We start from the raw sequence: 25047 nt of genomic DNA, 5'->3' as shown, positions 1-25047 counted from the left end.
ATTATTTCTTAGTATATTACATTTTAGTTCTATCTACAAAACTATTTTATCGCTTTTGGTTTCTCCTGCTGACACTCCTGCGGCGGGAAGAGGCAATTACACGATAATGTATCCGGAGCGGTCTTTCGCCGCTTGGTTAACAACCCGATGAGGCGCTCAATGTCCGCCGTCGTTAGGGGGATGTTCTGAATTACATGGATTAGTGCCCGGCCAGCATGCCGTTGGCAAATCTTATCGAAGCTCATCTTCAACTGAGCATCAATTGTTGCCTGCTCTCCTACCACTGCCCGGTACAGGTACCGCCGACCACTTTTCCTTGCCACAACGTATTCCTTATTCACCAGTCGGCCTAACAAGGTTTTAACGGTTGCCGCCTTCCACCCCTGCTTTCTGACTAATAAATCCGCTAACTGCTTACTGGAAGCTTCGCCTAACGACCATAACAGACGCATAACCTCCCATTCTGCATTGCTAATTTCAACCTGGCTCATCGTTTTCCTCCTCCAGTAATTAGTACCATTATCCTACCATTTTCTGCCAAGTCCATTAACGGCTAACCTTAAAATCCTTCCGTTCCAACATAACAGCAAAAGCGGCAATTCCCCCGTTTTTCGCAATAAACCAGGGTTAATTACCGCTTGTTGATTAATGGGTAAATCCATACGTCTTAGGCGTTTCCTTTTCATGAAAGACCAGGTGGCTATGTTCCAGTTCATTCAAAGCGGCATGAAGGTCCTGCACAAAAGCGTGTGCCATATTCATCCCAAAGTCCGCCCGCACAACTAGCCGTTGGATAACGGTTTGTTGTAGGTCTTCTGGGAGCGGATAAGCCGGGACTTGCCACCCCTTCATCAGCAGCCGATCCGCCAAATCATACAGCGTCCACTCATGCTGCTTCGCCGGATTTTCCTTATAACACACAATTGGGAGGTGACTACCATCATTTAATATTTCAAAGAAACCGGTCTTCTTCAGTGCACGGGCCAAGTATGTCGCCACGTTATTCGTTCGCCGGTGGATATCACGGTACCCTTCAAAACCAAACCGGATAAAGTTATAATACTGGCCAATAATTTGAGCAGCGCTATGAGAGAAGTTAATTGCCATCGTTGGCAACTCACCGCCCAAATAACTCACGTTAAAGATCAAATCCCTTGGCAAGAAGCGTTGGTCGCGCCAAACAACCCAGCCAACTCCCGGATAAACTAAACCGTACTTATGACCTGAAGCGTTAATTGACACAACGTTCTTTAACCGAAAATCCCATTCTAATTCTGGTTCTGTAAACGGCGCAAACAATCCCCCCGACGCTCCATCTACGTGAATGTAGACTGGGTATTCGGAATGCTTATTATACTCCGCCACCTTTTCATCTAACCGTTTAATATCATCATACTGGCCGGTATAGGTAATTCCCATAATTCCTACAATCCCAATTGTGTACTCATCAACATAATCCATTACGTGATCAATATCCAATCGCAAGTGCCCTTCATCAAGCGGAACCGCGCGGAGTTCCACATCCCAATACTTGCAAAATTTCTCCCAGCATACTTGATACCCGGCTGAAATAACCAGGTTGGGCTTTTTCGCGGTTAAATCGAGACCCTTTTCTTCAGCCCGCTTACGCCACGCGAACTTCAACGCCATGCCCCCCAACATGCAGGCTTCTGATGAGCCTACCGTGGAGGTCCCCATGAACCTTTCGTGCTCCTCATCAGCATGCCACAAAGCAGCAATCATATTAACACAGCGGTTTTCAATCTCCGTGGTACGAGGATACTCAGACTTATCAATGGCATTCTTTTCAAGCGTTTCAGTCATTAACTTAACTGCTTCTGGTTCCATGTATGTTTGGCAAAACGTTGCTAAGTTTAACCGGGCGTTTCCCTCGTCTAGTAACTCATCATGAACCAACTGGTAAGCCACCCGCGGCTCAATTGGTTTTCTTGCTAACCGATACTTAGGGAGATCATGCCCCTCACCAATTGAGCCAAAAATCGGCTCAAGGTCGCCGGTTTCCCGGTCTTCTTTTCCGTATAACATCGCCCTCACCTCACTAATAAACTAAACAGTTATCTGTTTACCATCATTAAACCGCTGTAATTTCATAAAAGCAACGGTCCGCCTTCAAGATAGTCCGGTTTCTTTTTGCTGATGAACCCCGCCAACCATTAATCCCAAGCCAAACGCAAGCTAATCACTGCCTGGTTCATCATTCCTTCGTCAACGCATTAATGTTGACACGGTGTCACTTTATGTGATAAGCTACAAGCATCATCCGGTGACACCGTGTCACTGAAAGGAGTGTTTTTATGGCAACACCAACGTTTGCCCATTTGCCCGCTGCCAAACAAGAACGGATTCTCGAAGCGGCGCGCACCGAATTTTCTCGTTATAGCCTTGCTGAGGCACAGGTCGCCCGAATTATCAAGGATGCCCAAATTTCGCGGGGTGCATTTTATAAGTATTTTACCGACCTTAAAGACGCCTACCACACCGTGTTTCAGGCGGCTATGACCACCGTTCATGCCCCCATTAAACACGCAATAACCAGTCCAAGCGAGCTTGCCCAGTTCGTAACGGCTATTCTCGCCTCCCCCTATGCCGCGTTTTTGCGCCTGTACTTTACGGTCAACGAAGGGGTCATCAATGCCCATCCCGCTTTAACCAACCTCGCCCCGGTTGAATGGGCGGCTACCGTCCTTGCCCACGAAACGGTTCGGGCCGTTCTGGTTACGCCCGCTAACCAGCAGGACTTACTTCATCGCTATGCTACCGCAATTAATCACCTAAAGGAGGACCATCATGTTTCTCGCACTTAAAGAAATCACCCACGAAAAGCTCCGGTACGGGCTCATCGTCGCCCTGGTAACCCTGGTAAGCTTTTTAATCTTCATCTTAACCAGCCTCGCCCAGGGACTTTCCAACCAAAACACGGCTGCCATTAACTCGTGGCACACCCGCCAAATTGTCCTTACCAAGGACGCGAATACCAACCTGGCCCAGTCGTTGATTACCACTAAAGACGCCGGTAAACTTCACTTAGGGGCGAACGAGGCGTACGTAGGGCAAGCGCCGGTTGTTTTAAAGGGAACTCACCGAACCAAGCAATCTGCCCAGTTCATCGGCTTGGCGCCCCACCAATACATCGCACAGCACTTACAACTAGTGGCAGGTCGCATGCCCAAAACAAACCATGAAATCATCCTGGACACTTCACTAAAAAACGCCGGCTATCAGCTCGGTGATCACGTCCGGTTAAACACGGTGGCCCAGCGCTTTACCGTCGTTGGGTTTACCAAAAACGCCAAGCTTAGTATTGCCCCGGTTATTTATGGCCGGTTGGCAAGTTGGCCGCAGCTCAAAAACATTCCCGCTGGATTTAAAGCAAGTGCCGTAGTATCAAAACAGGCAAGCTTTAAAAGCACGGTAGGCAATCTCACGACGGTTCCGGTCGCTAAGTTTATCCAACAACTGCCCGGATACACTGCTCAAAACATGACCTTTGAATTTATGATTGGCTTTTTGATGGTAATTTCACTGATCGTCATTGCAGTCTTCTTGTACATCATTACCATGCAAAAGCTTTCCCAATACGCCGTCCTGCGGGCCCAGGGAATCCCCGCGCGCGTTTTAGTGAACGCCGTTCTCATCCAAGCGGTTCTCCTGACGGTCATCGGGTTAGCCCTTGGCGCCATACTAACGGCCGGGACGTTCCTAGTCGTTCCTGCCGCTGTTCCATTGGCCGTTAACCTACCACTTCTCGGCGGGGTAAGCGTTGGCCTCATTGGAATGGCGCTCCTCGGAACCCTAATTCCGATCCGCACCATCCTTAAAGTTGATCCCATAACAGTGATTGGAGGTTAATTTCATGCCAGCAATTCAACTTACAAACGTTAACAAATTCTTTGGCCACGATGCTGCCCGCGTCCACGTCCTTTCAGACATCAACTTCACGGCTTCAGCGGGGAAAATGGTCCTTATTCTTGGCCCGTCCGGTTCGGGAAAAAGCACACTCCTCACCATTGCGGGGGGCTTACAAACCCCCACAAGCGGAACCGTTACCGTGGCCGGTAACGCCCTAACAACAATGGACAAAAAGCAGCGCGACCAACTGCGGCTCACCCAGATTGGTTTTATCCTTCAAGCATACAACCTGGTTCCCTATCTAACAGTAACCGAACAGTTTGCCCTGGTGGATCGCGTTAAACGTACCGGTAATCTCAATCCCTCCCAACTTACCCAGCTACTAACGGATTTAGGCATTGCCCAATTACAACACAAGTACCCGGCAGAACTTTCCGGTGGTCAACAGCAACGGGTTGCCATCGCCCGGGCCCTGTATCCCGATCCCGCAATCATCCTCGCCGACGAACCTACCGCTGCCCTGGATAGTCCGCGAGTGGTTAAGGTAGGCCAACTCCTTGCCACGCTCGCCCGGAACTACCACAAGGCCGTTGTTGTTGTAACCCACGACCTGCGGCTCCGTGACTTTGCCGATGAAATCTATCACTTAGAAGACGGCCGGCTTACCAAAGAAACCACTCAAAAGTAATTTAACCGGCCCGTTAAACCACATAAAAAACGTGGTGGAAGTTGTTACTTCCACCACGTTTTTTCAATCAAATTAGGTGCTAAATTTCATTTTCCTGGGACTGATGAAACCCTTCCAGCTTCTTATTCCGGGATAATAACGTACAAATAATTGCCCCAATGGCCGCAATGATGAACAACCCAAAGACAGCAAGCCACCCCATATGATCGGCAATTATTCCGATTACTAGGGTAGCGACAACCGCCCCTAACACGTAACTAAAAGTACCTGATAAGCCGGCCGCCGCTCCGGCCGCAATCTTCGGCACAATTCCCATGGCGTACAAACCAATCGTCATTACCGGTCCATAAATACCAAATCCAAGGCCAATTAAGACCGCATAATCGGCAAGCAGGTAGCGATTCCCTGCCGGGATAAACCAGTAAAGTACAACCAGAATCATGGTTAATCCCAGAAAAGCAACGTTAGTTAACGGCATCGAGTTATTAAAGACTTTCCGGCAAATTACCATAGCGCACAGCATTCCCAGCACGCCCCCGATTTCAAAGAACGAGAAGCCGCCCATCCCAGCGGCAGCGTTCACGGCCTTCCCGCCAACGCTCTGCGGGGCTGCCAAAAAACGCGGGGCCCACACAACAATCCCGTACCGAAGAACATAGACAAATGCCCCGTACATGCACGTCCACAGCAGTTTCGTGTTCGGTAAAATGTACTCGCGGATAACCACTTTCATCGGTGGTACCGCTGCCGGTTGCTTCTTGGCTAGCAAGTGGTGGTACTGTTCCACGGACGGCATCCCTACCGATTCTGGGGTGTCCTCCTGAATAAAGTACACGAACACCGCGATAATAATAACCACAATTCCGGGAAGCCAGTACGCCGCATGCGCTCGGGCCATGGCGTTATTTCCCGCAACCGCTAATCCTAATCCAGCCAAAGCCGGGGCGAGGGCTCCCCCAAAGTTGTGGGCAAGGTTCCAAATTGACCCCCATAACGTCCGTTCCTCGTCATCAAACCAATACACCAGCGACCGCGAACATGGTCCGTACCCCATGCCCTGTAACCAGCCGTTAATCAGGTACATCACGGTAAAAATCCAAACGGTGGAAATAATTCCTGGGATCACCCCAATCAGGATGTTAACAATTCCCGATAAAATTAGTCCTAACGGCAAAAAAATCTTGGCGTTTGAACTGTCAGCAATGTGGCCGGACACAAACTTGGAAATCCCATACGCCACGTACGACGCACACGAAATAATTCCAATTTGGGTGGCTGACATCTGCAAGATTCCGGAAAGAACCGCCGTGGTATTCCGCACAAAGTAATACCCCATGTACCCAACAAAAATACCGATAAAAACGCGTACACGGTACCGCGGGTAGCGCCGTTGTACCTCCGCATTATCACGAAGCGGTTGCGCGGGTGGCGGCGCTAATAATTGCTTTACCCAATTCATAATATCGCCCCCTAAAAAAATAACTGGAATAAATGCTTCATCACTATTACATCAAAAGTATAACCGTTTTATTAGATGAGTGTTATTTTCACAAACAAAAAAGAACCCAGAAAAACCTGGGTTCTTTTTCATTATCATTAACCGATAACCGATTAACGCTTGGAGAACTGTGAAGCTTTCCGGGCCTTCTTGAGACCTGGCTTCTTCCGTTCCTTCATCCGTGGATCCCGCGTTAAGAGACCCGCACGCTTTAATGCGCCCCGGAAGTCCGGGTCAACTTCAAGGAGTGCGCGGGCAATTCCGTGCCGCGTAGCACCAGCTTGTCCTGAGAAGCCACCACCGTTAACGTTGACGAGCACATCGTATGAGTCCTTTGTTTCCGTAACGTCAAACGGCTGAACCATGACTTCACGTAAGTTTGCAAATGGAATGTATTCTTCTGCAGGCTTGCCGTTCATCGTAATCTTACCAGTCCCCGGAACTAACCGGACCCGGGCAACTGAGTTCTTCCGGCGACCTGTACCGTAGTATTGTACTTGAGCCAATTCGATTTCCTCCTAGATCTAGATTAAGTTCGTAATATCTAATACTTCTGGCTGCTGTGCAGCATGCTTATGGTCAGCACCACGGTATACATGGAGCTTCTTCAGCTGCTGGCGACCAAGAGTACCCTTCGGCAGCATTCCCTTAACTGAAAGGGCAATGAGCTTCTCGGGATCCTTTTCACGGTAATCACCGGCTGTCCGTTCCTTTAATCCACCCGGATGGTTGGAGTGGTGGTAGTAGACCTTATTCTTAGCCTTTTTTCCGGTCAGCGCAACCTTCTCAGCGTTGATAACAATGACAAAATCACCAGTATCAACGTGCGGAGTAAACGTTGGCTTATTCTTACCACGCAGAACAGATGCAACAACCGCTGATAATCGTCCCAAAGGAACATCAGTGGCGTCAACGACATACCATTTCCGCTCAACTTCGCCTGGCTTTGCAATATATGTTGTACGCACGATTATATCCTCCAATTTCTGTATGTTTGACAAACAATAAGGTTAACGGGGCTTACTGTGGGGCAAACAATACCAGCTAATATGATACTCTTTTGCCCCGCACGCGTCAATTACCTTCCCCGCTTTTTCGGGTTAATTCAAGTCCAGACTGATCATAATAAACGGCCTTTAGGTATAACCCGCTTGCTGGGGCTGTTTCACGGCATTCGTTACGGTCCTTAACTTTATAAAGCCGCCGGAAATCATGCACCGGCCGCCGCCCCGCACCAATTTCGAGCAGTGCAGCAACCATAATCCGCACCTGGTTATACAAAAAACCATTCCCGGTAAACGAGAAGATAACCTCGTCGTTTGCCTGGTCCTCCCGAACGGTTGCCTTATACACCGTCCGAACATGGTTGGTTGCTTGACTTCCCGCGGCCACAAAACTCGAGTAATCGTGGGTTCCTTCCACGTCCGGGAGGGCCGCCCTGATTTTAGCAAGATCCACCTTAAACTTATAGTGCCCGGTGTAATTTCGCTTAAACGGATTAACAAACTCTCCGCGACTGACCCGGTAAACGTACGTCTTCGCGTGGGCCGTATAGCGGGCGTGAAAGCTTGGGGGCACTACTTCGCAGGCCACCACCTCACAGTCCAAAGGCAGCATGCTGTTTAGCCCGCGGAGCATCCCCCGTGCCGGAATATCGTGGGGAAAATCAAAGTGGATTACCTGGCCGAGAGCGTGCACCCCCGCATCGGTCCGGCCTGACCCCACCACATGGATGAAATCATCCCGTTTACTCATCTTATTAAGGGCCCGCTCTAGAACCCCTTGTACCGTTCGCTTATAGGGTTGTACCTGGTAGCCCGCAAAATTAGTTCCATCATAGGCTAGCGTTACCTTGTACCGCGGCATCCGCCATCATCCCTTCTGCATTAAATTCATCCTAAGCACGGAGCCATACGAGCGCGCCCGTTAGCAGTACAAATGCCACTACCGCAACGGTATCCATCAGGTGCCACTGCTGGATGCGGTACTTTGTCCGGTGTGCGCCGTCCCGGTAACCCCGTGCCTCCATTGCAGTGGCGAGGTCCTCCGCCCGGTCAAACGAGCTAACAAAAAGTGGTACTAAGAGCGGAATTATGGCCTTAATCCGATCACGAACCTTTCCGGTACTAAAGCTAACCCCGCGCGCCCGTTGCGCATTCATGATTTTTTGGGTTTCATCCATCAACGTTGGCACAAACCGCAACGCGATTGATAACATTAACGCGATTTCTGCAACCGGTACCCGCATAAGTTTCAGGGGAGTCATCAGCGACTCCATGGCATCCGCAATTGCTAGTGGCGGTGTAGTAAGAGTCAACAGAGTTGACATACAAATAATTAGCATAAACCGGCAAAACACGAAAATCCCGTTGGTAATCCCCCCCGCCGTCAGAAAGAGAACCCCCCAGTGCCAGTAAACGGTCCCTCCCCGGGCAAAGAAAACCTGAAGCGTCACCGTTAAAAGGATCAACCAAACAAGGGGTTTCACCCCAGCGATAAAGAAACGGACAGACACCCGCGAAAGCACGACGCACCCCAACGTAAACGCACTTAATACCAGGTACGTTGCCCAATTATTTGCCAAGAAAATAATGGCAATAAACGCAAAACTAAGGGCTAGTTTAGCCCGAGCATCCATCCGATGAAGTATTGAATTGCCAGAGACGTACCGGCCTAATAATAGCTTAGTCATGGTGAGCCTCCCCTTGAAGCTGTGGAACAAGCTGGTCAGCAAGTTCGTGTTCGGTCAACGGTAACGGAGCAAACGTAAAGCCCCGCGCTACCAGCTTTTCCGCCATTGCTGCCGTTTGCGGCAACCGTAGGTGATGCGCACGGAGCCATTTTGCATCCGCAAATACCTGCCGCGGCGTTCCCGTCAGCAGCACCTGACCGTGTTCCATTACAACCACGTGATCAGCATAATCCGCCACGTCATCCATCTGGTGAGTAACCAGAATAATTGTGAGGTGGTGCTCCCGGTGTAACCGGTCGAACAGCTTCATCATGCTCCGCCGCCCCTGCGGATCCAATCCTGCCGTAGGTTCATCCAAAATCAGTGTATGCGGCTCCATTGCTAAGATTCCAGCAATGGCCGCTCGTCGCATTTGGCCGCCAGAAAGGTCAAACGGTGACTGGGTAAGCGTTGCTTCACTCAACCCTACCATGGCTGCCACCTTACGAGCAATTTGCTCCGCTTCGGCTGCGCTCTTGCCAAAATTACGCGGTGCAAAGGCGATATCCTTGAGCACCGTTTCCTCAAATAATTGCGCCTCCGGAAACTGAAATACAAACCCTACCTGCTGGCGGAGATCACTCAATTCCTTATTCTTCGTTGCGGGGGTAATCGTAACCCCGTTCACCGTCACTTGACCAGCTGTCGGCTTAAGTAACCCGTTGAAATGCTGGAGGAGCGTTGATTTTCCGCTCCCCGTATGCCCGATGATTGCCGTATAACTTTCATCTTCAATCCGAAGGGAAACATCCTGCAAAGCCGGGGTTGCCATGGGTGTGCCCGCCTGGTAAGTGTAACTTAAATGGTTGACTTCAATTGCGATAACCAGTTCACCATCCCTTCGTTTGTGAGGTATTCCTTAGGCACCCGGATTCCCCGGGCAGCAAGTGCCCGCTTTAAACGAGCAGAATACGGTACGTCTAATCCCCGAGCAACTAACGCATCTTCTTGTGCAAAAACGGTTGCCGGCGAAGCAGCAGTTACTACCTGACCATTATCCAACATAATCACCCGGTCAGCCAGCCCGGCCTCATCAATATCATGCGTGATGGTAATAATCGTTAGCCCTTGTTCGTGAAGGGTGCGCATGAGTGTTACGATATCATCCCGGCCAGCCGGATCAAGCATACTAGTCGCCTCATCAAAAATGACAATCTCCGGGCGCAACGCTAACACCCCAGCAATCGCGACCCGCTGCTTTTGCCCTCCCGAAAGGCGGCTAGGAGCATGGGTAGCATACTCTGTCATTCCCACTACTTTCAGTGCAGCAGCTACGCGCCGGTGCATCTCTTCACGGGGAATTTCCTGATTCTCGAGGCTAAACGCCACGTCCCCCGCAACATCCGCTCCGACAAACTGATTATCTGGATTTTGAAAAACCATTCCGATCCGCCGCCGAACCGCCCAAATATGCTCTTCATCAACCGGAATCCCCGCAACGTGAATGGTCCCTGCCATCAAGGGAACCAGGCCGTCAAGTGTCCGGGCAAGGGTGCTCTTCCCACTACCGTTATGGCCAATTAAGGCAACCCACTCTCCCTGCTCAACCTGCAGTGAAACGTGCTGCAGTGCAGGATGATCCTCATCGCGGTACTGGACTGTTATGTCCTGAACATCAATGACCGGCATATTAATTCCTCCTGACCGTGTAATTCCCCCACATTATATCAGAGAACACGGAACCAGTACCATGATTTCCTTGGAATCCGCCATAAAATAAAAAATCACTTTTTACGGTGAATTTTCATCCTCACAGACTACTTAGGACTAGACTTGGCATTCGCCATCATCATAACATCCTTCCATCATCGTAAAAGTGACCCTTTACGTATTTAACTAGCAGATTTAATTAAACCAGTTCGATGATTGCCATCTGAGCAGCATCACCGCGCCGCCGGTCCATCTTCAAAATCCGCGTATACCCGCCGTTCCGTTCAGCGTAACGGGGAGCAACATCATCAAATAGCATCTGGAGTGCCGTCTTAATGCTTGCATCTTCGTCATTGTCGTTATCAACAACAACATCCATGATGTAACCAGCGGCTTTCCTGCGAGCAGATAAATCACCCTTCTTACCAAGAGTAATCATCTTTTCAGCCATTTTCCGAACTTCCTTGGCCTTCTGAACCGTCGTCACGATCTTGCCGTTTACGATCAAATCGGTTGTCAAGTTCCGAAGCATTGCTTTCCGGTGTTCGCTGGTCCGTCCCAATTTACGATAAGCCATCAATAGTCCCTCCTTTATGTTGTTATTAGTCGTCTTGACGAAGACTTAACCCAAGTTCAGCTAACTTACCTTCAACCTCATCGAGGGACTTTCGTCCGAGGTTCCGCACCTTCATCATGTCAGCTTCTGACTTATCAGTCAGTTCCTGCACCGTGTTGATGCCGGCCCGCTTTAAGCAGTTGTATGACCGCACGGAAAGATCAAGCTCTTCGATGGTCATTTCCAGCATCTTCTCCTTGGCCGTCTCTTCCTTTTCAACCATGATTTCAGCATTCTTTGCTTCATCAGTCAGGTCGACGAACAGGGTCAAGTGTTCCGTTAAAATCTTAGCGGATAAGCTAATTGCCTCACTTGGCGTTAGTGAACCATTTGTCCACACGTCAAGGGTTAATTTGTCATAGTCATCCTTTTGACCAACACGCGTCTTTTCAACCTGATAATTGACGCGCTCGATTGGGGTATAAAGTGAGTCAATCGGTAAAACACCAATTGGCATATCATCTGCCTTGGCCTTGTTTTCATCAGCCGAAACATATCCCCGCCCCGTGTTGGCAGACAGCCGGGCGTGGAATGTGGCACCATCAGCAACCGTACAAATATACTGATCGGGGTTCAAAATTTCAACATCACTTGACCCCTGGATGTCACCAGCCGTTACTTCAAGCGGCCCGGTCACGTCAATTTCAAGGTCCTGCTTGTCTTCACCGTTGATTTTTAAGGCAACCTTCTTGAGGTTCAGGATTATCTTGGTGACATCCTCTAACACTCCGTCAACGGTTGAAAATTCGTGCAGAACACCATCAATCTGAACGTCAGTGATCGCTGCACCCGGTAACGAAGAAAGCAGAATCCGGCGTAACGAATTCCCGAGCGTCGTACCGTAGCCCCGTTCAAGCGGTTCAACGATAAACCGGCCATAGTCCTTCGTCTCTTCAATCTTATGAATTTTTGGTTTTTCAAATTCGATCATTAGTAATGCATACCCCTTTCAAAACGCATCGTGTCAGCCAACAAAACCGTTGCGAACCCGCCCCAACGGTAATGTCGCTATTAAACACGACGACGCTTTGGCGGACGGCATCCGTTATGCGGAACCGGCGTTACGTCCTTGATGGATGTAACCTCAAGCCCTGCGGCCTGAAGTGCCCGAATAGCAGCTTCACGCCCTGAACCAGGTCCCTTAACGGATACTTCAACGGTCTTCATTCCGTGATCCATTGCACTCTTTGCAGCGGCTTCCGCAGCCATCTGTGCAGCAAACGGCGTCGACTTCCGGCTACCCTTAAAGCCAAGTGCACCGGCTGATGACCATGCAACGGCGTTCCCGTGAACATCCGTAATCATCACGAGGGTGTTGTTAAAGGTTGAGTGAATGTGTGCCACACCGGACTCAATGTGCTTCTTTGCCCGGCGCTTCCGTGACTTCTTAACTGCCATGAACGATCTAACCTCCTTTTATTTTAATTTATTATTTCTTCTTCCCTGCAATTGAAACCGCTGGGCCTTTCCGCGTGCGGGCGTTGTTCTTGGTGTTTTGACCACGAACTGGTAAGTGCCGCCGGTGACGAAGGCCTCGGTAAGAGCCAATTTCAGAAAGACGTTTGATGTTCATGGAAACTTCCCGCCGAAGGTCCCCTTCGACGTCATACTTGTTAACTTCCACCCGGATCTTGTCTTCCTGTTCGGCTGTCAGGTCACGAACGCGAACGTCTTCTGAAACGCCAGCGTCTGCTAAGATCTTCTTAGCGCGTGAGTTACCGATTCCATAAATGTAGGTCAACCCAATGACAATCCGCTTGTCACTTGGTAAGTCAATCCCTGCAATACGAGCCATTACAATTACACCTCCTTATCTTATGATCCTTGACGTTGCTTGTGCTTCGGGTTATCGCAAATAACCATAACGCGACCCTTGCGCTTGATTACTTTGCAGTGTTCGCACATTGGTTTAACTGATGGTCTTACTTTCATGAATCATACCTCCTAAAAAATTTTTTCGAAGGACAATCTATTTAAAGCGATAGGTAATGCGACCCTTAGTCAAATCGTAAGGGGACATCTCAACCGTTACCCGGTCACCCGGCAAAATCCGAATGTAATGCATCCGAATCTTCCCGGAAACGTGGGCAAGAATCTCGTGCCCGTTCTCAAGTTCAACTTTAAACATCGCATTAGGCAACGTTTCTTTGATTGTCCCTTGAATCTCAATCACATCATCTTTCGCCACGTAAAAGTACCTCCTTAAATTGGTTGTGAAACTTTACCCGTCGTCAACACGTGAGTAGTTTCCCATCCGGGAGAGTCCCACCATTTTCTGCGGGCCGGTGCAAAAAAGTGCAAACTAAGCCCATTGAAAAAGTAAACCTGAATTATCATAGCACACGAGACAGCTTTCGACAAGCATTCGCGCCATAATAATTCAGGCAATTCACCGTTAATTACGGTAACTTACTCTACAACTACTTGATAGTAGCTAAAACTTGCTTGATGGCCGCAAAAACGGCATCAATCTCCTGATTCCCGTCCACGTTGTGAAGAATTCCCTTCTGCTTGTAAAAGTCTAGCAGCGGCGTGTTCATCTTCATGTTAACGTCCAACCGGTTCTTGACCGTTTCCGGCTTATCATCATCCCGCTGGAAGAAGTTATGCCCGCCACACCGGTCACACGTTCCCGCTACCTTAGTCGGGTTAAAGACCTTATGGTACGTTGCACCACAGTCACGGCAAACAAACCGGCCAGTCAACCGCTCCATTAAAGATTGCGGGTCAACGTCAATGTTAATCACGCAGTTTAACGGCTTACCTAACTCCGCCCCAAACTGATCGAGAGCCTTAGCTTGGACCATGTTCCGTGGAAAACCGTCCAACATGTACCCATCGTTCACATCGTCTTCAGCCAACCGCTCCTTTACGATACCGTTAGTAACTTCATCCGGCACAAGTTCGCCCTTATCGATGTACTTCTTAGCTTCCTTGCCCATTTCCGTTCCATTTTTTATGGCAGCGCGAAAAATATCTCCCGTTGAAATATGGGGAATTTTATATTCATCAACAATCCGTTCAGCCTGGGTGCCTTTGCCAGCGCCGGGCAAGCCCATTAACATTAAATCTAAACCCATGTTATCCCTTCTTTCAAAAAATCACTTCTTCAGTGTACTGCAATTAGCCCTTAAATTTAAGTCTACTATTTGGTTTCTTTTTGACTATTGCATAAAAATAAACGCCGGCAAAATTTATTGCCAGCGCTCATTCTTGTACTATCTTATTCCTTTTTCTTCTTTCGATCCCCCCATCCCAAGAAGGCTAATAGATTAGCAAATACGATTAACAAGGCTCCTAATATACCGCCATGATTAGCAGCATTTCCTGTATCCGGTAACTTTCCTACGCCCGAACGGTTTTCCGTCTGACCATGATCACTGCTTGACTGACCTTGAATATTATTTAAAGCAGCCTTTGTCACAATTGAACTGCTATTATTAGCGTTCTTCTGTTTAACTTGTTCTTGGCCTAAAGTCTTTTCAGTTGAAGCCGAAGTCTTATGAAGATGACTAACAGTATTATTTGACGCATTATGCTTTTCAGAACTATCCGTTGTTGTGTGAGCGGTTGTCCCGTTTGTATCACTATGCGAGTGATCCGTATTAGCAGCTGCATGCTCTTTGTTGGCCGTGTACGTGATCGTCTGCGTGTCATCCGCACTGCTTTCCGTCACGTCCACTGCACTACTTTGCGCGGCACTCGGCGTGTACCCCGTGATCGTCGGTGATGTCACGGCCGGAAACGTCTGCGTTGACGGCGTCCAATCCGTGTACGTGATGGCCCCCGTCACGTTATTCTTCGTCGCGTTCCGTTGGAACGTCACATCCCGCGTGGCGTCCGGCGCCGCCTGACTCCCATCACTGTAGACGTAATGGATCGTCTGGTGCACCGTGTGCGTTAACTCCAACCCGTCCGGGTTGTTGCTTGGCGTATACGTCGTTGTCCCTTCATTCAGGTGCACGGTATACGTCGGCACTTGCCCGTCCTGCGTGAACGTAATCTTGTCCCCACTCGGCAAGTCGTTACTTCCAATCGTGTAACCTTCATTCTTCAACGTATTCTCCTCACTCGTTGGATCATACGTTGTCGTGCCACCGAAGGTGCCATCAACCGTTTCACTGGCAACCGTCTTCCCAGTGGCGTCATCCACATAGTTCACCACCGCATGCTCTTTGTTGGCCGTGTACGTGATCGTCTGCGTGTCATCTGCACTGCTTTCCGTCACGTCCACTGCGCTACTTTGCGCGGCACTCGGCGTGTACCCCGTGATCGTCGGTGATGTCACGGCCGGGAACGTCTGCGTTGACGGCGTCCAATCTCCTTCAGCAATCACCTCATGTGTCACTTGGTCAACCGTTACACTGCGATTAAATGTCAAAGAATTCGTTGCATCCGATGCCGCCTGACTCCCATCACTGTAGACGTAATGGATCGTCTGATGCACCGTATGTGTTAATTCGTCTGCTGATACATTGTCAGGGTTATTCCCCACACTGTCAGTCCGTGTATTATGTTCAAAAACAATCTTATAAACAGGAACCGTACCGTCGTAATTGTACACAACGCCACTCGCCGGAAATTCATCACTTGATAATTTATACCCCTTATCAATGTACTGTTGAATTGTTGCAGCAGGGTTGTAGCTATCAGTAGTCCCATACGCTCCGCTAAGAGTAACCGATGACATAACGCTATTATCAGTACCATCAATATACTCCACCTGTGCACGTTCCTGGTTGGCCGTATACGTAATCGTTTGCGTATTATCCCCCGTCGTTGGGTCAACACTTACAGCCTGACTCGTTTCTTCCCCAGGAATTACCGTATAACCTGTAATTGTTGGTGATGTCACAGCTGGAAATTCTTCCGTTGTTGGAGTCCATGCCCCATCTGTCTGTACTCCAGTAACCTTATTCGTCGAAACTGTGCGTGTAAAGGTTACTGAACTATCCTTATCAGGTGCAATTGTTTTCCCATTTTGATCAACGTAATGAATAACCTGATTAATTGTTTTTGACTCCGTGGACGTAGTTACATTTTCTTTTAAGACAACGTCATACGATTTTACTACGCCATCCTCATCGAACTTTGCACCCGAAGAAGGATAGTTATCCTGTACCAGGACATATCCTTGACTTTCCAACTTAGCAATTTCACTAGCAGTGGTATAAGAGGATGTCGTATCGTACGCCCCTGTCAACGTATCCGTAGTAATTGTTTTACCCGTCGTTTGATCAATATAATTAACGGTAATCTTTTCCTGGTTAGCAGTATAAACAATATTTTGGACATTGTTTGTTGTTGACCCGTCCACATTAGAGATTACCTCACTCTGCGCCTTTGAAGGGGTGTAACCCGTAATGGTAGGTGACGTTACGGCAGGAAACTCACCCGCCGATGGTGTCCAAGTACTGTTTTGGATATCCCCGGTTACGTTATCCTTCGTTTGCGTCCGTGAGAAGCTTAACTGTTTATTAACTGACGGTGCTGCCTGTTGCCCATTCGCATAGTTGTAGTTAATCGTTTGCGTGACGGTAGCCGTCTGCGTACTTGTCGTATATGTGTGCTTCAGCACCACCGTATACGATTGCGGACTATTCGTATAAATTAAACTTGATGGAACGTTACTGCTTACCTCTGCATAACCATTTTTCTCGAATCCATCAATTAACGTGGTCGCATCATAATCCGGACTTGCGTTGTAATTGCCGCTCAACGTATCCGTCCGTAACGTCTTCTTACTAGTTTCATCATAATAAGTAATAGTAATTGACGATTGAACCGGACTATAAACCACCGTCTTTTCAATATTGGCATCAGTTGCCTTAACCCCATCAACTGCCGGAATCGTCGTTACATTGGGCGTATATCCCTCAATCGTTGGAACCGTAATTGCCGGAAAATCATCACTACCAACTGCCGTATACGTCCCATCAGTTCCCTTCTCAAAGGTGATCGTTTCCGTCGTTGGGGCATGTAACACAACTCCACTACTATTTATATAGTTAATAGTTTCAGTAACCGTCGAAGTATCCCCAGTAGGAGTCTGTGTCCCACCGTTTTTGCTATAAACAATGGTTTCGTTTGAATCAGATGAATTACTGTCTACCGGAACAACCCCACTATCAGTTTGACTAGGCGTGTACCCCGCAACGGTTGGGGATGTAACTGACGGAAATTCCGCTGGATCCGTCGTCGTAGTCCAATCGGTATAGGTAATTGCTCCCGTAACGTTATCCTTTGTAGCTCCCCGCGTGTACGTGATCGACTGCACTACATCTGGCGCAACCGTTTTTCCGGATGAATCAACGTAATGAATTGTATGGGTAATTACCTTTGTCAACCCTTCTGAGTCGGCGGGTAGTTTAGTTGTTGTATGCGTTAAGTCTATCTCATAGTGCTGATCACCCGTATTATCGAATTTCAGTCCACTTGCTGGAATTGTATTCTTCGCAACGTTATACCCGGCATCCTCAAATGACTTCAAAACACTCTGATAGTCATAGTCAGGTGAAGTATTATAATCCCCCTGCAAAATCTTCTCCTGTAAGATTTTGTGTTCGTCCATATCGTAATAAACAATCGTCATTTCTTCTTTATTGGCAACATAAACAATTGTTTGGGTATTATCAGGACTATCAGCAGTAACTCCCGTCACCGGTGAAGATTCACTGTAACTAGCCGTATATCCCGGAATCTGTGGCGATTGAACCGCAGGAAACTCGTCAGTTCCGGTTTCATTTGTCCACGAACCATACGTCACGTTTCCTGTAACTAGATCCGTCGTTTCCGGTCGCGTAAAAGTAATTGTGGTGGTCTTTGTCGGCTCAGCTTGCGTCCCATCTGCATACTGGTATTTAATCGTTTGCGTGACAACCTTAGTTTGTGTCCCAGTCTGGGTTTTATGCGTCAGTTTAACCTGATATTCTGGAACAGTTCCATCATTTGTACTGTCCCACGTAATTGAACCCGGCCAATTATTCGATGCGACATCATAATTAGGGTAGTTACTATTCAAGTAACTATTAATATCGTAGGACGACGTTTTTCCGTACGTCCCGTTAACATTAATAGTTGTTAAAACCTTTCCACCATCTGTTTCATCGATAATTTGAATCTTAGCCGTTTCTTGGTTAGGTGTATACTCATACGTTACCGTTTGCGCACTGCTTGTTACTTTCCCCGTTGCATTACTTGGGGTCTTACTTAACGTATACCCAGTAATTGTTACGGGTTTAGTCGTGTAAGTATAACCAACATACGGCGTACTACTGGTATTACCGCTATCATCCGTATACGTTGCAGTCCCAGTCTGTAACACTTCTCCGGTTGACGCATCCACATACTTAACGGTAACTGCGCCCCCTTGAACTAGAGGGTTTTTCTTGAAAATTAAGGTATTATAGTTATACGCATATCCCGATCCAGCATTATAGGTAAACCCCTGGTCGCCCACATACGTATATCCTCTTGCCTCAATCATTTTAACGTACGGCGTAACAAACGTTTCCGCCTGGTCAGACGTTTTATTAGTACAACCAACAGGATAGTACAGTGTATTTCCCTTATCATCTGAGAAGAAAAAAGTCCACGTACCGTAATAAGGATCGTCATACGGATCATCCGTAGACGAAGTCGATGCCAATGTTAACGGCATAGCCTTCGCCACTGGCAACATTGAAGATGCTACATTACTTTGAGCCTCCTTTGTATTCTCATTGTTCGCCTGATGTTCAACTGGCGTAGATGCTTCCTGTGAATCCTGAGACGATTGTGTCGTCGTAACAGACGAACTATTTGCAGAAACGGAAGTAACATTCTCTGATACGGGACGCACAGTTGACCGCACACCTTCTGTTGTTTGTTTCCCCGTTTCTACACTTGTAGAATTAGAACTTACCTGACTATTACCATTCTCCACAGATTCAGATGAACTGGATTTGCTTACGGTTGTAGCCTGCTCATCAGATTCAGATGAACTGGACTTACTTACAGTTGTAACCTGTTCATCAGATTCACTTACTGAATTCGCTTGATCAGCATTGACTTGCACTAACCGTCCAACACCAACAGTTAAAAAAGTAATCGCAGCAGCAACCCACATCTTACCTTTTTTATATAATTTAACTCTCCGAATTTTATCTCCAAGGTAGGTTTTATTTCTCATTTTAATGTTCCTCTTAGTTATACAATTACTATTTTTCTAAAAACATCATTAATCCCTGTACTGTTATTTTACTAACTATATTACCATGTTACATGGTACTATACTTCTAATACACATTCATTTTTCTCAGCTATCTTCGATTTTTTTTAAATCTTTTATAGTCTTTATAAATTCTGTTAATAACAAAGATACCTATTTTAAGCGACGATTCTTTATTGCAATTCCACTTCTTCAAATGCCATCATTCAACAAGTAAATTAATCATCACTACTTCGAATATGTCTCACAACTTGAGTTCTTTGGAACAGACCTCTTTATTTGTCAAACGGCTGAGTCTAATGTTAATCATTTTTCAAAATATATGTTTTCCCAAAAATTCAATATGCCGAGCAGATTTTGCCATCCAGATAGAAACAAGAACATCCTCCGTTGATTTCAATTTAGTTTCACTCCCAGCATAATTCCACTTAACAATGTCAATTCCAATTACAGGTAGAAATTATGTTTTGAAATTAAGTGCTCCTGTTAACAAACACCCGATTTATAATTTAGTGGATTAATATCCGCCAAGGATCACCAAACACTCAAGCCAGGTTTAAGCACAATTAAGTGGTCAAACCTGGCTTCTTTTTATTTTTCTGCTTTATCTAACTTCAAAAACTCTAGCGTGAGTCCCTGCTCAGTATTTCCGAGATTTCCACTACAAAAACGACATAATCAAGGACGCCCTTGCCTGTATAAAAGTTTTTATAAAGCCTTTAAACTGTTACTTTATTTCTTAGTGACGTTTCCGCAAAAGAAGGAACCCAGCTCCTGCCAGCACAATAACACCAATAACTACTAAACCACCCGCAATCATGTCACCAGTGTCCGGTAATTGTTTCAACCACGAAGCCTGTTTACTGCTCTGTTTTGCCGGTTGTTTGGCTATAACACGGCCAGTATGAGCTTTGGCATTTGCTGAACTAGCCACGCTTGAAGCTGAACTATGGGCCGACTTTACCGGAGCAAAGGTCTGTGCTGAGCTACTTACTTTCTTATTACTAAAGTGCCCGCTCACACTTGAACTAGAAGCTTTTTCTGCCTTAGCGGAACTTAAGCTCGAAGACTGCGCTGAATTATCCGGAGTATCCGTTACGGTTACCGTACCACTCTTAGTCGTATCCGAAATGTTGACCGGGTACAACTTATTATTAATCGTGTATCCAGATGGCGCCGTAACTTCCTTTACCAAGTAATCTCCGGAATCAAGCTTAGTAAAGTGGGCTAATCCATCCGCTCCAGTCGTTTCTTCATCAATGATCTGATGATCCTTCGTAAACAAGGCAAACTTAGCACCAGCTAGCGGTTTCTTGGTAGTCGCATCTACTTTTTGTACGGTTAGCTCTCCTTCATCAAAGACGACATTCCCCCGTAGCTCTCCTGGAAGCATCGCTGAATCCGTTCCGGTCTGGCTCAAGTTTGCGGCCGAAATAGTAGCATTATTTTTATAATTGGTCTCACTTTTACTGGTAATTTTTGCCTCATACGAAACATGAATAGCGAGGTTCGTGCTTGGCACGTTGATAGTAATTTGCGATCCATTTGTCGTAACCTTCGCATTTGGCGCAGAAATAGCCCCGGTAAAGGTTCCGTTATCATAGTACCCCTCTTGAACCTTCACCGAACCTGGTACTAATTCCATTCCGGGCCCCATATTGTCGGTAATTACCGGATCCTTTAAATCAGCGTTATGCAAGTTAGCAACAACATCCCAATGAATGATGCTGCTATCATCCTTGTCAAACCAACCAACCTTGTTAATTGCTGCAGCTAATGTTGCTGGGTTGGTATCACTACCATTCGCTACAGTACTAGGAGACGGTGCATTTGAATTATTCGTCGTCTCCGTAGTGGTTCCAACTACTCCCACACTCAACGTAATTGAACGGTTTAATTTTCCATGAAGATCATTATTAAACGTAATTGTCCCGGTCTTCGCCCCCGCAGCAATTGTGGCTGTCCCTGCCACATTACCATTTTGGTCATAAATATTACAGTTCTGTGCATTTGCAACCTGGACATTATCCGGCAAAGTAAACGTCGTCGTATCACCATCATTAATCTGCGCGGAATCCGCAATGCTGCCATGATACTTAACGGTATATGCCTGGTAACGACTAAGAGTAGTCTGACCCGTTACGTCTTTTCCGCTTGCATCATACACAGTGGCATTCGCGGCCCCTAATCCACCAACGCTAACAGAACTAGCCTTAGCTCCTCCCCAGGTGGTGACAAACGTCGCCAAACAAAGGATAACTGCAGCAAACAACGCTCCTATTTTCCTAAATCGTTTCATTTTCAACACGCTCCTATTAAAAAATCCTTTGCAATCGTAATAAGAAAGTATGATGAAAATGTTAAATGATAAGCTATCTTTAGCTGATTATCTGTTTCTTAATTAGCTTTAAATAATGTTTTACTCTATTTCTAAAAGCGCTTTGCCAAATTCCATTGATGAAGAAAATAAACCGCATGTTCCGGTACCTTCCCATTTCTAAGCAACACAATTCAGCGAATAAATTAACTATAATTACAAACCACCCGCTAAAGCCATTTAATTTTATGCACAGTGTCCTTTCTTTTAATGCATCATTAAAGTAGTAATTACGTTCTAAACACAGCATAGTTCTACTTAACAATCAATAAAAATATTATCCCCAATATATTAAGAGCAAACTGAAAATAACCGTTAATAACATTTATCGCAACTAACCTTTTACATTGATGTATATCAAGCTTTTTTGCCGTTCAAAGTACCAAAACGTCACTGACACAAATGTTTAACCATGCCGCCAGGATTTAATGTAGGGCACAAAAAACGCCGCCTAAAAATAGGCGACGTTTTCTTTCCATCAATAAAACCAGTCAACGCAACAACTTAGCATTAACTGGTCTCATAAAATTAATTATTTATCGGATAAAGCCAACATACTTACGCTTCATCATCATACCTTCCATCTGCCGAACCGTGTCAAGTGTAACCCCAACAACGATTAACAGACTCGTTCCTCCCAATCCAATGGATTGATTCAACCCAAAGATTGCGGATGCGATTAATGGGATTAACGAAACAAACCCTAAAAAGAGGGATCCGACCGAACTCAACCGCATCAATAACCGGGAAACATACTTTTGCGTTTCCTTCCCCGGCCAAACTGACGGAATGTAACTTCCCTGCTTTTGCAGATTCTCCGCAAGTTTTTCAGGATTTACCTGAACAAACGCATAGAAGAACGTGAAGACAATGATTAAAATGGTGTATAACGTCATTCCCGGAATCGTCTGCATGTTAAAGATATCCGTTGCCACCTTAAACCACGTAGCTCCTTGGAATTTCGACGTAAAGGCCATTAGAATCGTCTGGGGCGTCGCGATAAACGAACTAGCAAAGATCACGGGGATCACTCCAGCCACGTTCACCTTTAACGGCAGAAACGAATTATCACTCGTTCCCGCCATTCGCCGAGTATACTGAATCGGCACCCGGTACTTGGCTTCCTCAACGTAGGTCACAAAGACTACGATAATCAAAACTGCAATAACTAAGGCGACTACCTCGGCCACTGGCACCCAGATATTACCCGGGGCCGAACCGAACCATTCCTTGACAACTTCATGAATCGCACTTGGGGTCCGGGCAAGAATCCCGGCCATAATAATGATGGACACCCCATTCCCGATTCCTCGATCGGTAATCATGTCCCCCAACCACGTCGTAAACATCGTTCCGGCAGTCAGGATAATTCCAATCATCAGGTACGTTGAGAGGCTTGGCCGCTCAATTAAGTGCAACCCACTCAGTGCGTTAAACCCAGCGGTAATTCCAATTGATTGTACAAACGCAAGCACAATCGTCAGGTAACGCGTTACCTGATTTAATTTTCGCCGACCGACTTCCCCCTGTTTACTCCACTCCACAAACCGCGGCACAATATCCATCTGAAGTAATTGCACCACGATTTGGGCGGTAATGTACGGGGAAACCCCCATCGCAAGGATGGAGTAGTTCGTCAGCCCACCGCCACTGAAAGTATTCAGAATACTGACTAACCCCGTCGACGCGACGCTTTCCAGTGCCTTAGCGTTAATCCCGGGGACGGTGATATAAGTGCCTAGACGAAAGACAATCAAGATACCCAGAGTGAAGAGCAACTTCTTACGAATTTCCTTCACCTTTAGGGCATTCTTCATTGTTTTAAGCATTAAATCACCTCAGCGTTTCCACCAGCGGCTTCAATAGCTTCCTTGGCTGAAGCGGAGAACTTGTGCGCCTTAACGGTCAGCTTCTTGTTCAATTCGCCATTACCAAGAATCTTAATTCCATCCTTTTCGTTCTTAACAATGCCTTTTTCAACCAAAATAACTGGTGAAACTTCAGCACCGTCTTCAAAGCGGTCGTTCAACGTTGATAAGTTAACAATCGCGTATTCCTTCCGGTTAATGTTGTTGAAGCCCCGTTTTGGCATCCGCCGAAAGAGTGGCATCTGCCCTCCTTCGAAACCAAGCCGGATCTTGTAACGGGCCTTTTGCCCCTTTTGACCACGGCCAGCGGTCTTCCCCTTACCTGCTGAAGTCCCACGACCAACACGCATCCGTGCTTTCCGTGAACCTTCACTCGGCTTTAATTCATTTAATTTCATTGGGTTGGCACCTCCTTATATCATTATGGTAATTACTTAACCAGTTCGACGTCGACTAAGTGGTTAATCTTCCGAATAGCCCCACGCATTGCAGCGTTATCCGGAACGATGGCTGAACTGTTAATCCGGCCTAACCCAAGTCCCTTAACGATTTTCCGTTGAGACTGAGGACGTCCAATGACAGAGTGCTTTAATGTAACTTTAATCTGAGCCATAATTCAGTCCTCCTTCTTATTCAGCCAGGTGCTGAACTGAAACGCCCCGTAATTCAGCAACGTGTTCAGCACTCTTCATCCGGGTCAATCCATCAAAAGTTGCCCGGACAACATTGACCGGCGTGTTTGAGCCAATCGACTTACTTGTCACATCGTCAACCCCAGCAAGTTCCATAACGGCACGAACGGCACCACCAGCAGCAACTCCAGAACCGGCCGTTGCTGGCTTCAGCATAATCCGGCTTCCGCTGTATTGACCAATGATTTCGTGAGGAAGCGTTGTTCCAACGATTGGCACTTCAATTAAGTTCTTCCGTGCAGCATCAACGGCTTTCCGGATGGCTTCAGGAACTTCCTGCGCCTTACCGGTCCCGAAACCAACGTGACCATTGTGGTCGCCAACGATTACCAGCGCAGCAAACCGTAAACGCCGACCACCCTTAACAACCTTCGTAATCCGGTTGATTGCTACAACGCGATCTTCTAAATCTAATTGTGCTGGATCGATAAAAGTCATAAACGGTATTCCTCCTTTTCCTAAAAGTCTAAGCCATTTTCACGTGCAGCTTCTGCTAAAGCCTGAACGCGTCCATGATACAGGTATCCACCACGGTCAAATACAACTTCCTTGATACCCTTGTCTGCAGCACGCTTAGCAACCAGCGCACCAACCGCACTTGCCTGCTCAGTCTTGGTGCCAGCGCTAACTTCACTATCTAATGTAGAGGCACTAACCAGCGTCACACCCGCTACGTCATCAATTACTTGAGCGTAGATGTTTTTGTTTGAACGATAAACATTTAAGCGTGGGCACTCAGCAGTACCAGAAATTTTCCCCCGAACACGGGCGTGACGCCGTTGCCGCGTCTTGTTCTTGTCTGGTTTCGAAATCACAATTTTCACCTCTTAATTTAGTTACAGCGGTTA

At 47.1% G+C, this 25047-nt stretch carries 26 protein-coding genes; 3 read left to right on the top strand and 23 right to left on the bottom strand.

Annotated elements, in window-relative coordinates:
- Positions 1-41: 41 nt before the first annotated feature.
- On the bottom strand, positions 42-491 hold the full coding sequence (locus ACI3E1_RS03685) for a CopY/TcrY family copper transport repressor (RefSeq protein ID WP_405024309.1): 450 nt from the start codon (positions 489-491) through the stop codon (positions 42-44).
- Positions 492-645: 154 nt separating this feature from the next.
- Positions 646-2046, bottom strand: a complete 1401-nt coding sequence (locus tag ACI3E1_RS03680) for a glutamate decarboxylase (RefSeq protein ID WP_405024308.1) — start codon at positions 2044-2046, stop codon at positions 646-648.
- 269 nt (positions 2047-2315) lie between these two features.
- Here ACI3E1_RS03680 and ACI3E1_RS03675 point away from each other — a divergent pair, with 269 nt between their 5' ends.
- Genes ACI3E1_RS03675 through ACI3E1_RS03665 form a run of 3 tightly spaced genes read left to right on the top strand, consistent with a single transcriptional unit; the run spans position 2316 to position 4558 of the window.
- Positions 2316-2825: a TetR/AcrR family transcriptional regulator gene (locus ACI3E1_RS03675; protein WP_405024307.1), complete on the top strand. Its 510-nt coding sequence runs from the start codon at positions 2316-2318 to the stop codon at positions 2823-2825.
- On the top strand, positions 2809-3870 hold the full coding sequence (locus ACI3E1_RS03670) for an ABC transporter permease (RefSeq protein WP_405024306.1): 1062 nt from the start codon (positions 2809-2811) through the stop codon (positions 3868-3870). Before ACI3E1_RS03675 ends, ACI3E1_RS03670 begins: the two co-directional genes overlap by 17 nt.
- Before the next feature lie 4 nt (positions 3871-3874).
- A complete protein-coding gene (locus tag ACI3E1_RS03665; RefSeq protein ID WP_405024305.1) occupies positions 3875-4558 on the top strand; it encodes an ABC transporter ATP-binding protein in 684 nt (227 codons plus the stop codon).
- A gap of 79 nt (positions 4559-4637) precedes the next feature.
- Here ACI3E1_RS03665 and ACI3E1_RS03660 read toward each other — a convergent pair whose 3' ends face one another.
- The 21 genes from ACI3E1_RS03660 to rplR form a co-directional block, all read right to left on the bottom strand.
- Entirely contained in the window at positions 4638-6017 is a 1380-nt protein-coding gene (locus ACI3E1_RS03660) for an MFS transporter (protein ID WP_405024304.1), read from the bottom strand.
- A 152-nt stretch (positions 6018-6169) separates the two neighbouring features.
- Positions 6170-6562 carry a 30S ribosomal protein S9 gene (rpsI, locus tag ACI3E1_RS03655; protein WP_405024303.1) on the bottom strand — a complete coding sequence of 131 codons (393 nt, stop codon included), beginning with the start codon at positions 6560-6562 and terminating at the stop codon, positions 6170-6172.
- An 18-nt stretch (positions 6563-6580) separates the two neighbouring features.
- On the bottom strand, positions 6581-7024 hold the full coding sequence (rplM, locus tag ACI3E1_RS03650) for a 50S ribosomal protein L13 (protein ID WP_283582064.1): 444 nt from the start codon (positions 7022-7024) through the stop codon (positions 6581-6583).
- A gap of 106 nt (positions 7025-7130) precedes the next feature.
- The gene (gene truA / locus ACI3E1_RS03645) at positions 7131-7922 is read right to left on the bottom strand and encodes a tRNA pseudouridine(38-40) synthase TruA (RefSeq protein ID WP_405024302.1); all 792 of its coding nucleotides are present in this window, start codon (positions 7920-7922) and stop codon (positions 7131-7133) included.
- Between the two features lie 31 nt (positions 7923-7953).
- Positions 7954-8748: an energy-coupling factor transporter transmembrane component T family protein gene (locus ACI3E1_RS03640; protein WP_405024301.1), complete on the bottom strand. Its 795-nt coding sequence runs from the start codon at positions 8746-8748 to the stop codon at positions 7954-7956.
- Positions 8741-9610, bottom strand: coding sequence for an energy-coupling factor ABC transporter ATP-binding protein (locus ACI3E1_RS03635; RefSeq protein WP_405024449.1), 870 nt, complete (start codon positions 9608-9610; stop codon positions 8741-8743). Before ACI3E1_RS03635 ends, ACI3E1_RS03640 begins: the two co-directional genes overlap by 8 nt.
- Positions 9586-10416 (bottom strand): energy-coupling factor transporter ATPase, encoded by an 831-nt coding sequence (locus tag ACI3E1_RS03630; protein WP_405024300.1) that lies wholly within the window; start codon positions 10414-10416, stop codon positions 9586-9588. The genes ACI3E1_RS03635 and ACI3E1_RS03630 overlap by 25 nt, the downstream gene beginning before the upstream one ends.
- Positions 10417-10636: 220 nt before the next feature.
- Positions 10637-11014 carry a 50S ribosomal protein L17 gene (rplQ, locus tag ACI3E1_RS03625; protein ID WP_405024299.1) on the bottom strand — a complete coding sequence of 126 codons (378 nt, stop codon included), beginning with the start codon at positions 11012-11014 and terminating at the stop codon, positions 10637-10639.
- A 25-nt stretch (positions 11015-11039) separates the two neighbouring features.
- Positions 11040-11984 (bottom strand): DNA-directed RNA polymerase subunit alpha, encoded by a 945-nt coding sequence (locus ACI3E1_RS03620; protein WP_283582059.1) that lies wholly within the window; start codon positions 11982-11984, stop codon positions 11040-11042.
- An 80-nt stretch (positions 11985-12064) separates the two neighbouring features.
- A complete protein-coding gene (gene rpsK / locus ACI3E1_RS03615; protein ID WP_283582058.1) occupies positions 12065-12451 on the bottom strand; it encodes a 30S ribosomal protein S11 in 387 nt (128 codons plus the stop codon).
- 31 nt (positions 12452-12482) lie between these two features.
- Positions 12483-12848, bottom strand: a complete 366-nt coding sequence (gene rpsM, locus ACI3E1_RS03610; protein WP_283582057.1) for a 30S ribosomal protein S13 — start codon at positions 12846-12848, stop codon at positions 12483-12485.
- Between the two features lie 20 nt (positions 12849-12868).
- Positions 12869-12985: a 50S ribosomal protein L36 gene (gene rpmJ / locus ACI3E1_RS03605; protein WP_283582056.1), complete on the bottom strand. Its 117-nt coding sequence runs from the start codon at positions 12983-12985 to the stop codon at positions 12869-12871.
- Positions 12986-13022: 37 nt separating this feature from the next.
- Positions 13023-13241 (bottom strand): translation initiation factor IF-1, encoded by a 219-nt coding sequence (gene infA, locus ACI3E1_RS03600; RefSeq protein ID WP_283582055.1) that lies wholly within the window; start codon positions 13239-13241, stop codon positions 13023-13025.
- A 232-nt stretch (positions 13242-13473) separates the two neighbouring features.
- Complete coding sequence (locus ACI3E1_RS03595) at positions 13474-14133, bottom strand: adenylate kinase (protein ID WP_405024298.1); 660 nt, start codon at positions 14131-14133, stop codon at positions 13474-13476.
- 143 nt (positions 14134-14276) lie between these two features.
- Positions 14277-19223 carry a mucin-binding protein gene (locus ACI3E1_RS03590; protein WP_405024297.1) on the bottom strand — a complete coding sequence of 1649 codons (4947 nt, stop codon included), beginning with the start codon at positions 19221-19223 and terminating at the stop codon, positions 14277-14279.
- A gap of 778 nt (positions 19224-20001) precedes the next feature.
- Positions 20002-21561, bottom strand: a complete 1560-nt coding sequence (locus ACI3E1_RS03585; protein WP_405024296.1) for a SpaA isopeptide-forming pilin-related protein — start codon at positions 21559-21561, stop codon at positions 20002-20004.
- A gap of 614 nt (positions 21562-22175) precedes the next feature.
- On the bottom strand, positions 22176-23468 hold the full coding sequence (gene secY / locus ACI3E1_RS03580) for a preprotein translocase subunit SecY (protein ID WP_405024295.1): 1293 nt from the start codon (positions 23466-23468) through the stop codon (positions 22176-22178).
- Positions 23468-23905, bottom strand: a complete 438-nt coding sequence (gene rplO, locus ACI3E1_RS03575) for a 50S ribosomal protein L15 (RefSeq protein WP_405024294.1) — start codon at positions 23903-23905, stop codon at positions 23468-23470. Before rplO ends, secY begins: the two co-directional genes overlap by 1 nt.
- A 32-nt stretch (positions 23906-23937) precedes the next feature.
- Positions 23938-24120, bottom strand: a complete 183-nt coding sequence (rpmD, locus tag ACI3E1_RS03570; RefSeq protein ID WP_283582045.1) for a 50S ribosomal protein L30 — start codon at positions 24118-24120, stop codon at positions 23938-23940.
- 16 nt (positions 24121-24136) lie between these two features.
- Positions 24137-24637 carry a 30S ribosomal protein S5 gene (rpsE, locus tag ACI3E1_RS03565; RefSeq protein WP_405024293.1) on the bottom strand — a complete coding sequence of 167 codons (501 nt, stop codon included), beginning with the start codon at positions 24635-24637 and terminating at the stop codon, positions 24137-24139.
- Positions 24638-24657: 20 nt separating this feature from the next.
- The gene (gene rplR / locus ACI3E1_RS03560) at positions 24658-25023 is read right to left on the bottom strand and encodes a 50S ribosomal protein L18 (RefSeq protein WP_405024292.1); all 366 of its coding nucleotides are present in this window, start codon (positions 25021-25023) and stop codon (positions 24658-24660) included.
- Positions 25024-25047: the final 24 nt, after the last annotated feature.

Source organism: Ligilactobacillus sp. LYQ139, assembly GCF_045033025.1.
GTDB lineage: Bacteria > Bacillota > Bacilli > Lactobacillales > Lactobacillaceae > Ligilactobacillus.
The sequence above is the reverse complement of the archived record's forward strand: the minus strand, read 5'-3'. Positions and strand labels throughout refer to the sequence as shown.

What these genes read in the sequence shown, in the direction of transcription:
- ACI3E1_RS03685 (WP_405024309.1), bottom strand. Translation starts at nt 491, where the DNA reads ATGAGCCAGGTTGAAATTAGCAATGCAGAATGGGAGGTTATGCGTCTG.
- ACI3E1_RS03680 (WP_405024308.1), bottom strand. Translation starts at nt 2,046, where the DNA reads ATGTTATACGGAAAAGAAGACCGGGAAACCGGCGACCTTGAGCCGATT.
- ACI3E1_RS03675 (WP_405024307.1), top strand. Translation starts at nt 2,316, where the DNA reads ATGGCAACACCAACGTTTGCCCATTTGCCCGCTGCCAAACAAGAACGG.
- ACI3E1_RS03670 (WP_405024306.1), top strand. Translation starts at nt 2,809, where the DNA reads ATGTTTCTCGCACTTAAAGAAATCACCCACGAAAAGCTCCGGTACGGG.
- ACI3E1_RS03665 (WP_405024305.1), top strand. Translation starts at nt 3,875, where the DNA reads ATGCCAGCAATTCAACTTACAAACGTTAACAAATTCTTTGGCCACGAT.
- ACI3E1_RS03660 (WP_405024304.1), bottom strand. Translation starts at nt 6,017, where the DNA reads ATGAATTGGGTAAAGCAATTATTAGCGCCGCCACCCGCGCAACCGCTT.
- truA (WP_405024302.1), bottom strand. Translation starts at nt 7,922, where the DNA reads ATGCCGCGGTACAAGGTAACGCTAGCCTATGATGGAACTAATTTTGCG.
- ACI3E1_RS03640 (WP_405024301.1), bottom strand. Translation starts at nt 8,748, where the DNA reads ATGACTAAGCTATTATTAGGCCGGTACGTCTCTGGCAATTCAATACTT.
- ACI3E1_RS03630 (WP_405024300.1), bottom strand. Translation starts at nt 10,416, where the DNA reads ATGCCGGTCATTGATGTTCAGGACATAACAGTCCAGTACCGCGATGAG.
- rplQ (WP_405024299.1), bottom strand. Translation starts at nt 11,014, where the DNA reads ATGGCTTATCGTAAATTGGGACGGACCAGCGAACACCGGAAAGCAATG.
- ACI3E1_RS03620 (WP_283582059.1), bottom strand. Translation starts at nt 11,984, where the DNA reads ATGATCGAATTTGAAAAACCAAAAATTCATAAGATTGAAGAGACGAAG.
- rpsK (WP_283582058.1), bottom strand. Translation starts at nt 12,451, where the DNA reads ATGGCAGTTAAGAAGTCACGGAAGCGCCGGGCAAAGAAGCACATTGAG.
- rpsM (WP_283582057.1), bottom strand. Translation starts at nt 12,848, where the DNA reads ATGGCTCGTATTGCAGGGATTGACTTACCAAGTGACAAGCGGATTGTC.
- rpmJ (WP_283582056.1), bottom strand. Translation starts at nt 12,985, where the DNA reads ATGAAAGTAAGACCATCAGTTAAACCAATGTGCGAACACTGCAAAGTA.
- ACI3E1_RS03595 (WP_405024298.1), bottom strand. Translation starts at nt 14,133, where the DNA reads ATGGGTTTAGATTTAATGTTAATGGGCTTGCCCGGCGCTGGCAAAGGC.
- ACI3E1_RS03590 (WP_405024297.1), bottom strand. Translation starts at nt 19,223, where the DNA reads ATGAGAAATAAAACCTACCTTGGAGATAAAATTCGGAGAGTTAAATTA.
- ACI3E1_RS03585 (WP_405024296.1), bottom strand. Translation starts at nt 21,561, where the DNA reads ATGAAACGATTTAGGAAAATAGGAGCGTTGTTTGCTGCAGTTATCCTT.
- secY (WP_405024295.1), bottom strand. Translation starts at nt 23,468, where the DNA reads ATGCTTAAAACAATGAAGAATGCCCTAAAGGTGAAGGAAATTCGTAAG.
- rplO (WP_405024294.1), bottom strand. Translation starts at nt 23,905, where the DNA reads ATGAAATTAAATGAATTAAAGCCGAGTGAAGGTTCACGGAAAGCACGG.
- rpmD (WP_283582045.1), bottom strand. Translation starts at nt 24,120, where the DNA reads ATGGCTCAGATTAAAGTTACATTAAAGCACTCTGTCATTGGACGTCCT.
- rpsE (WP_405024293.1), bottom strand. Translation starts at nt 24,637, where the DNA reads ATGACTTTTATCGATCCAGCACAATTAGATTTAGAAGATCGCGTTGTA.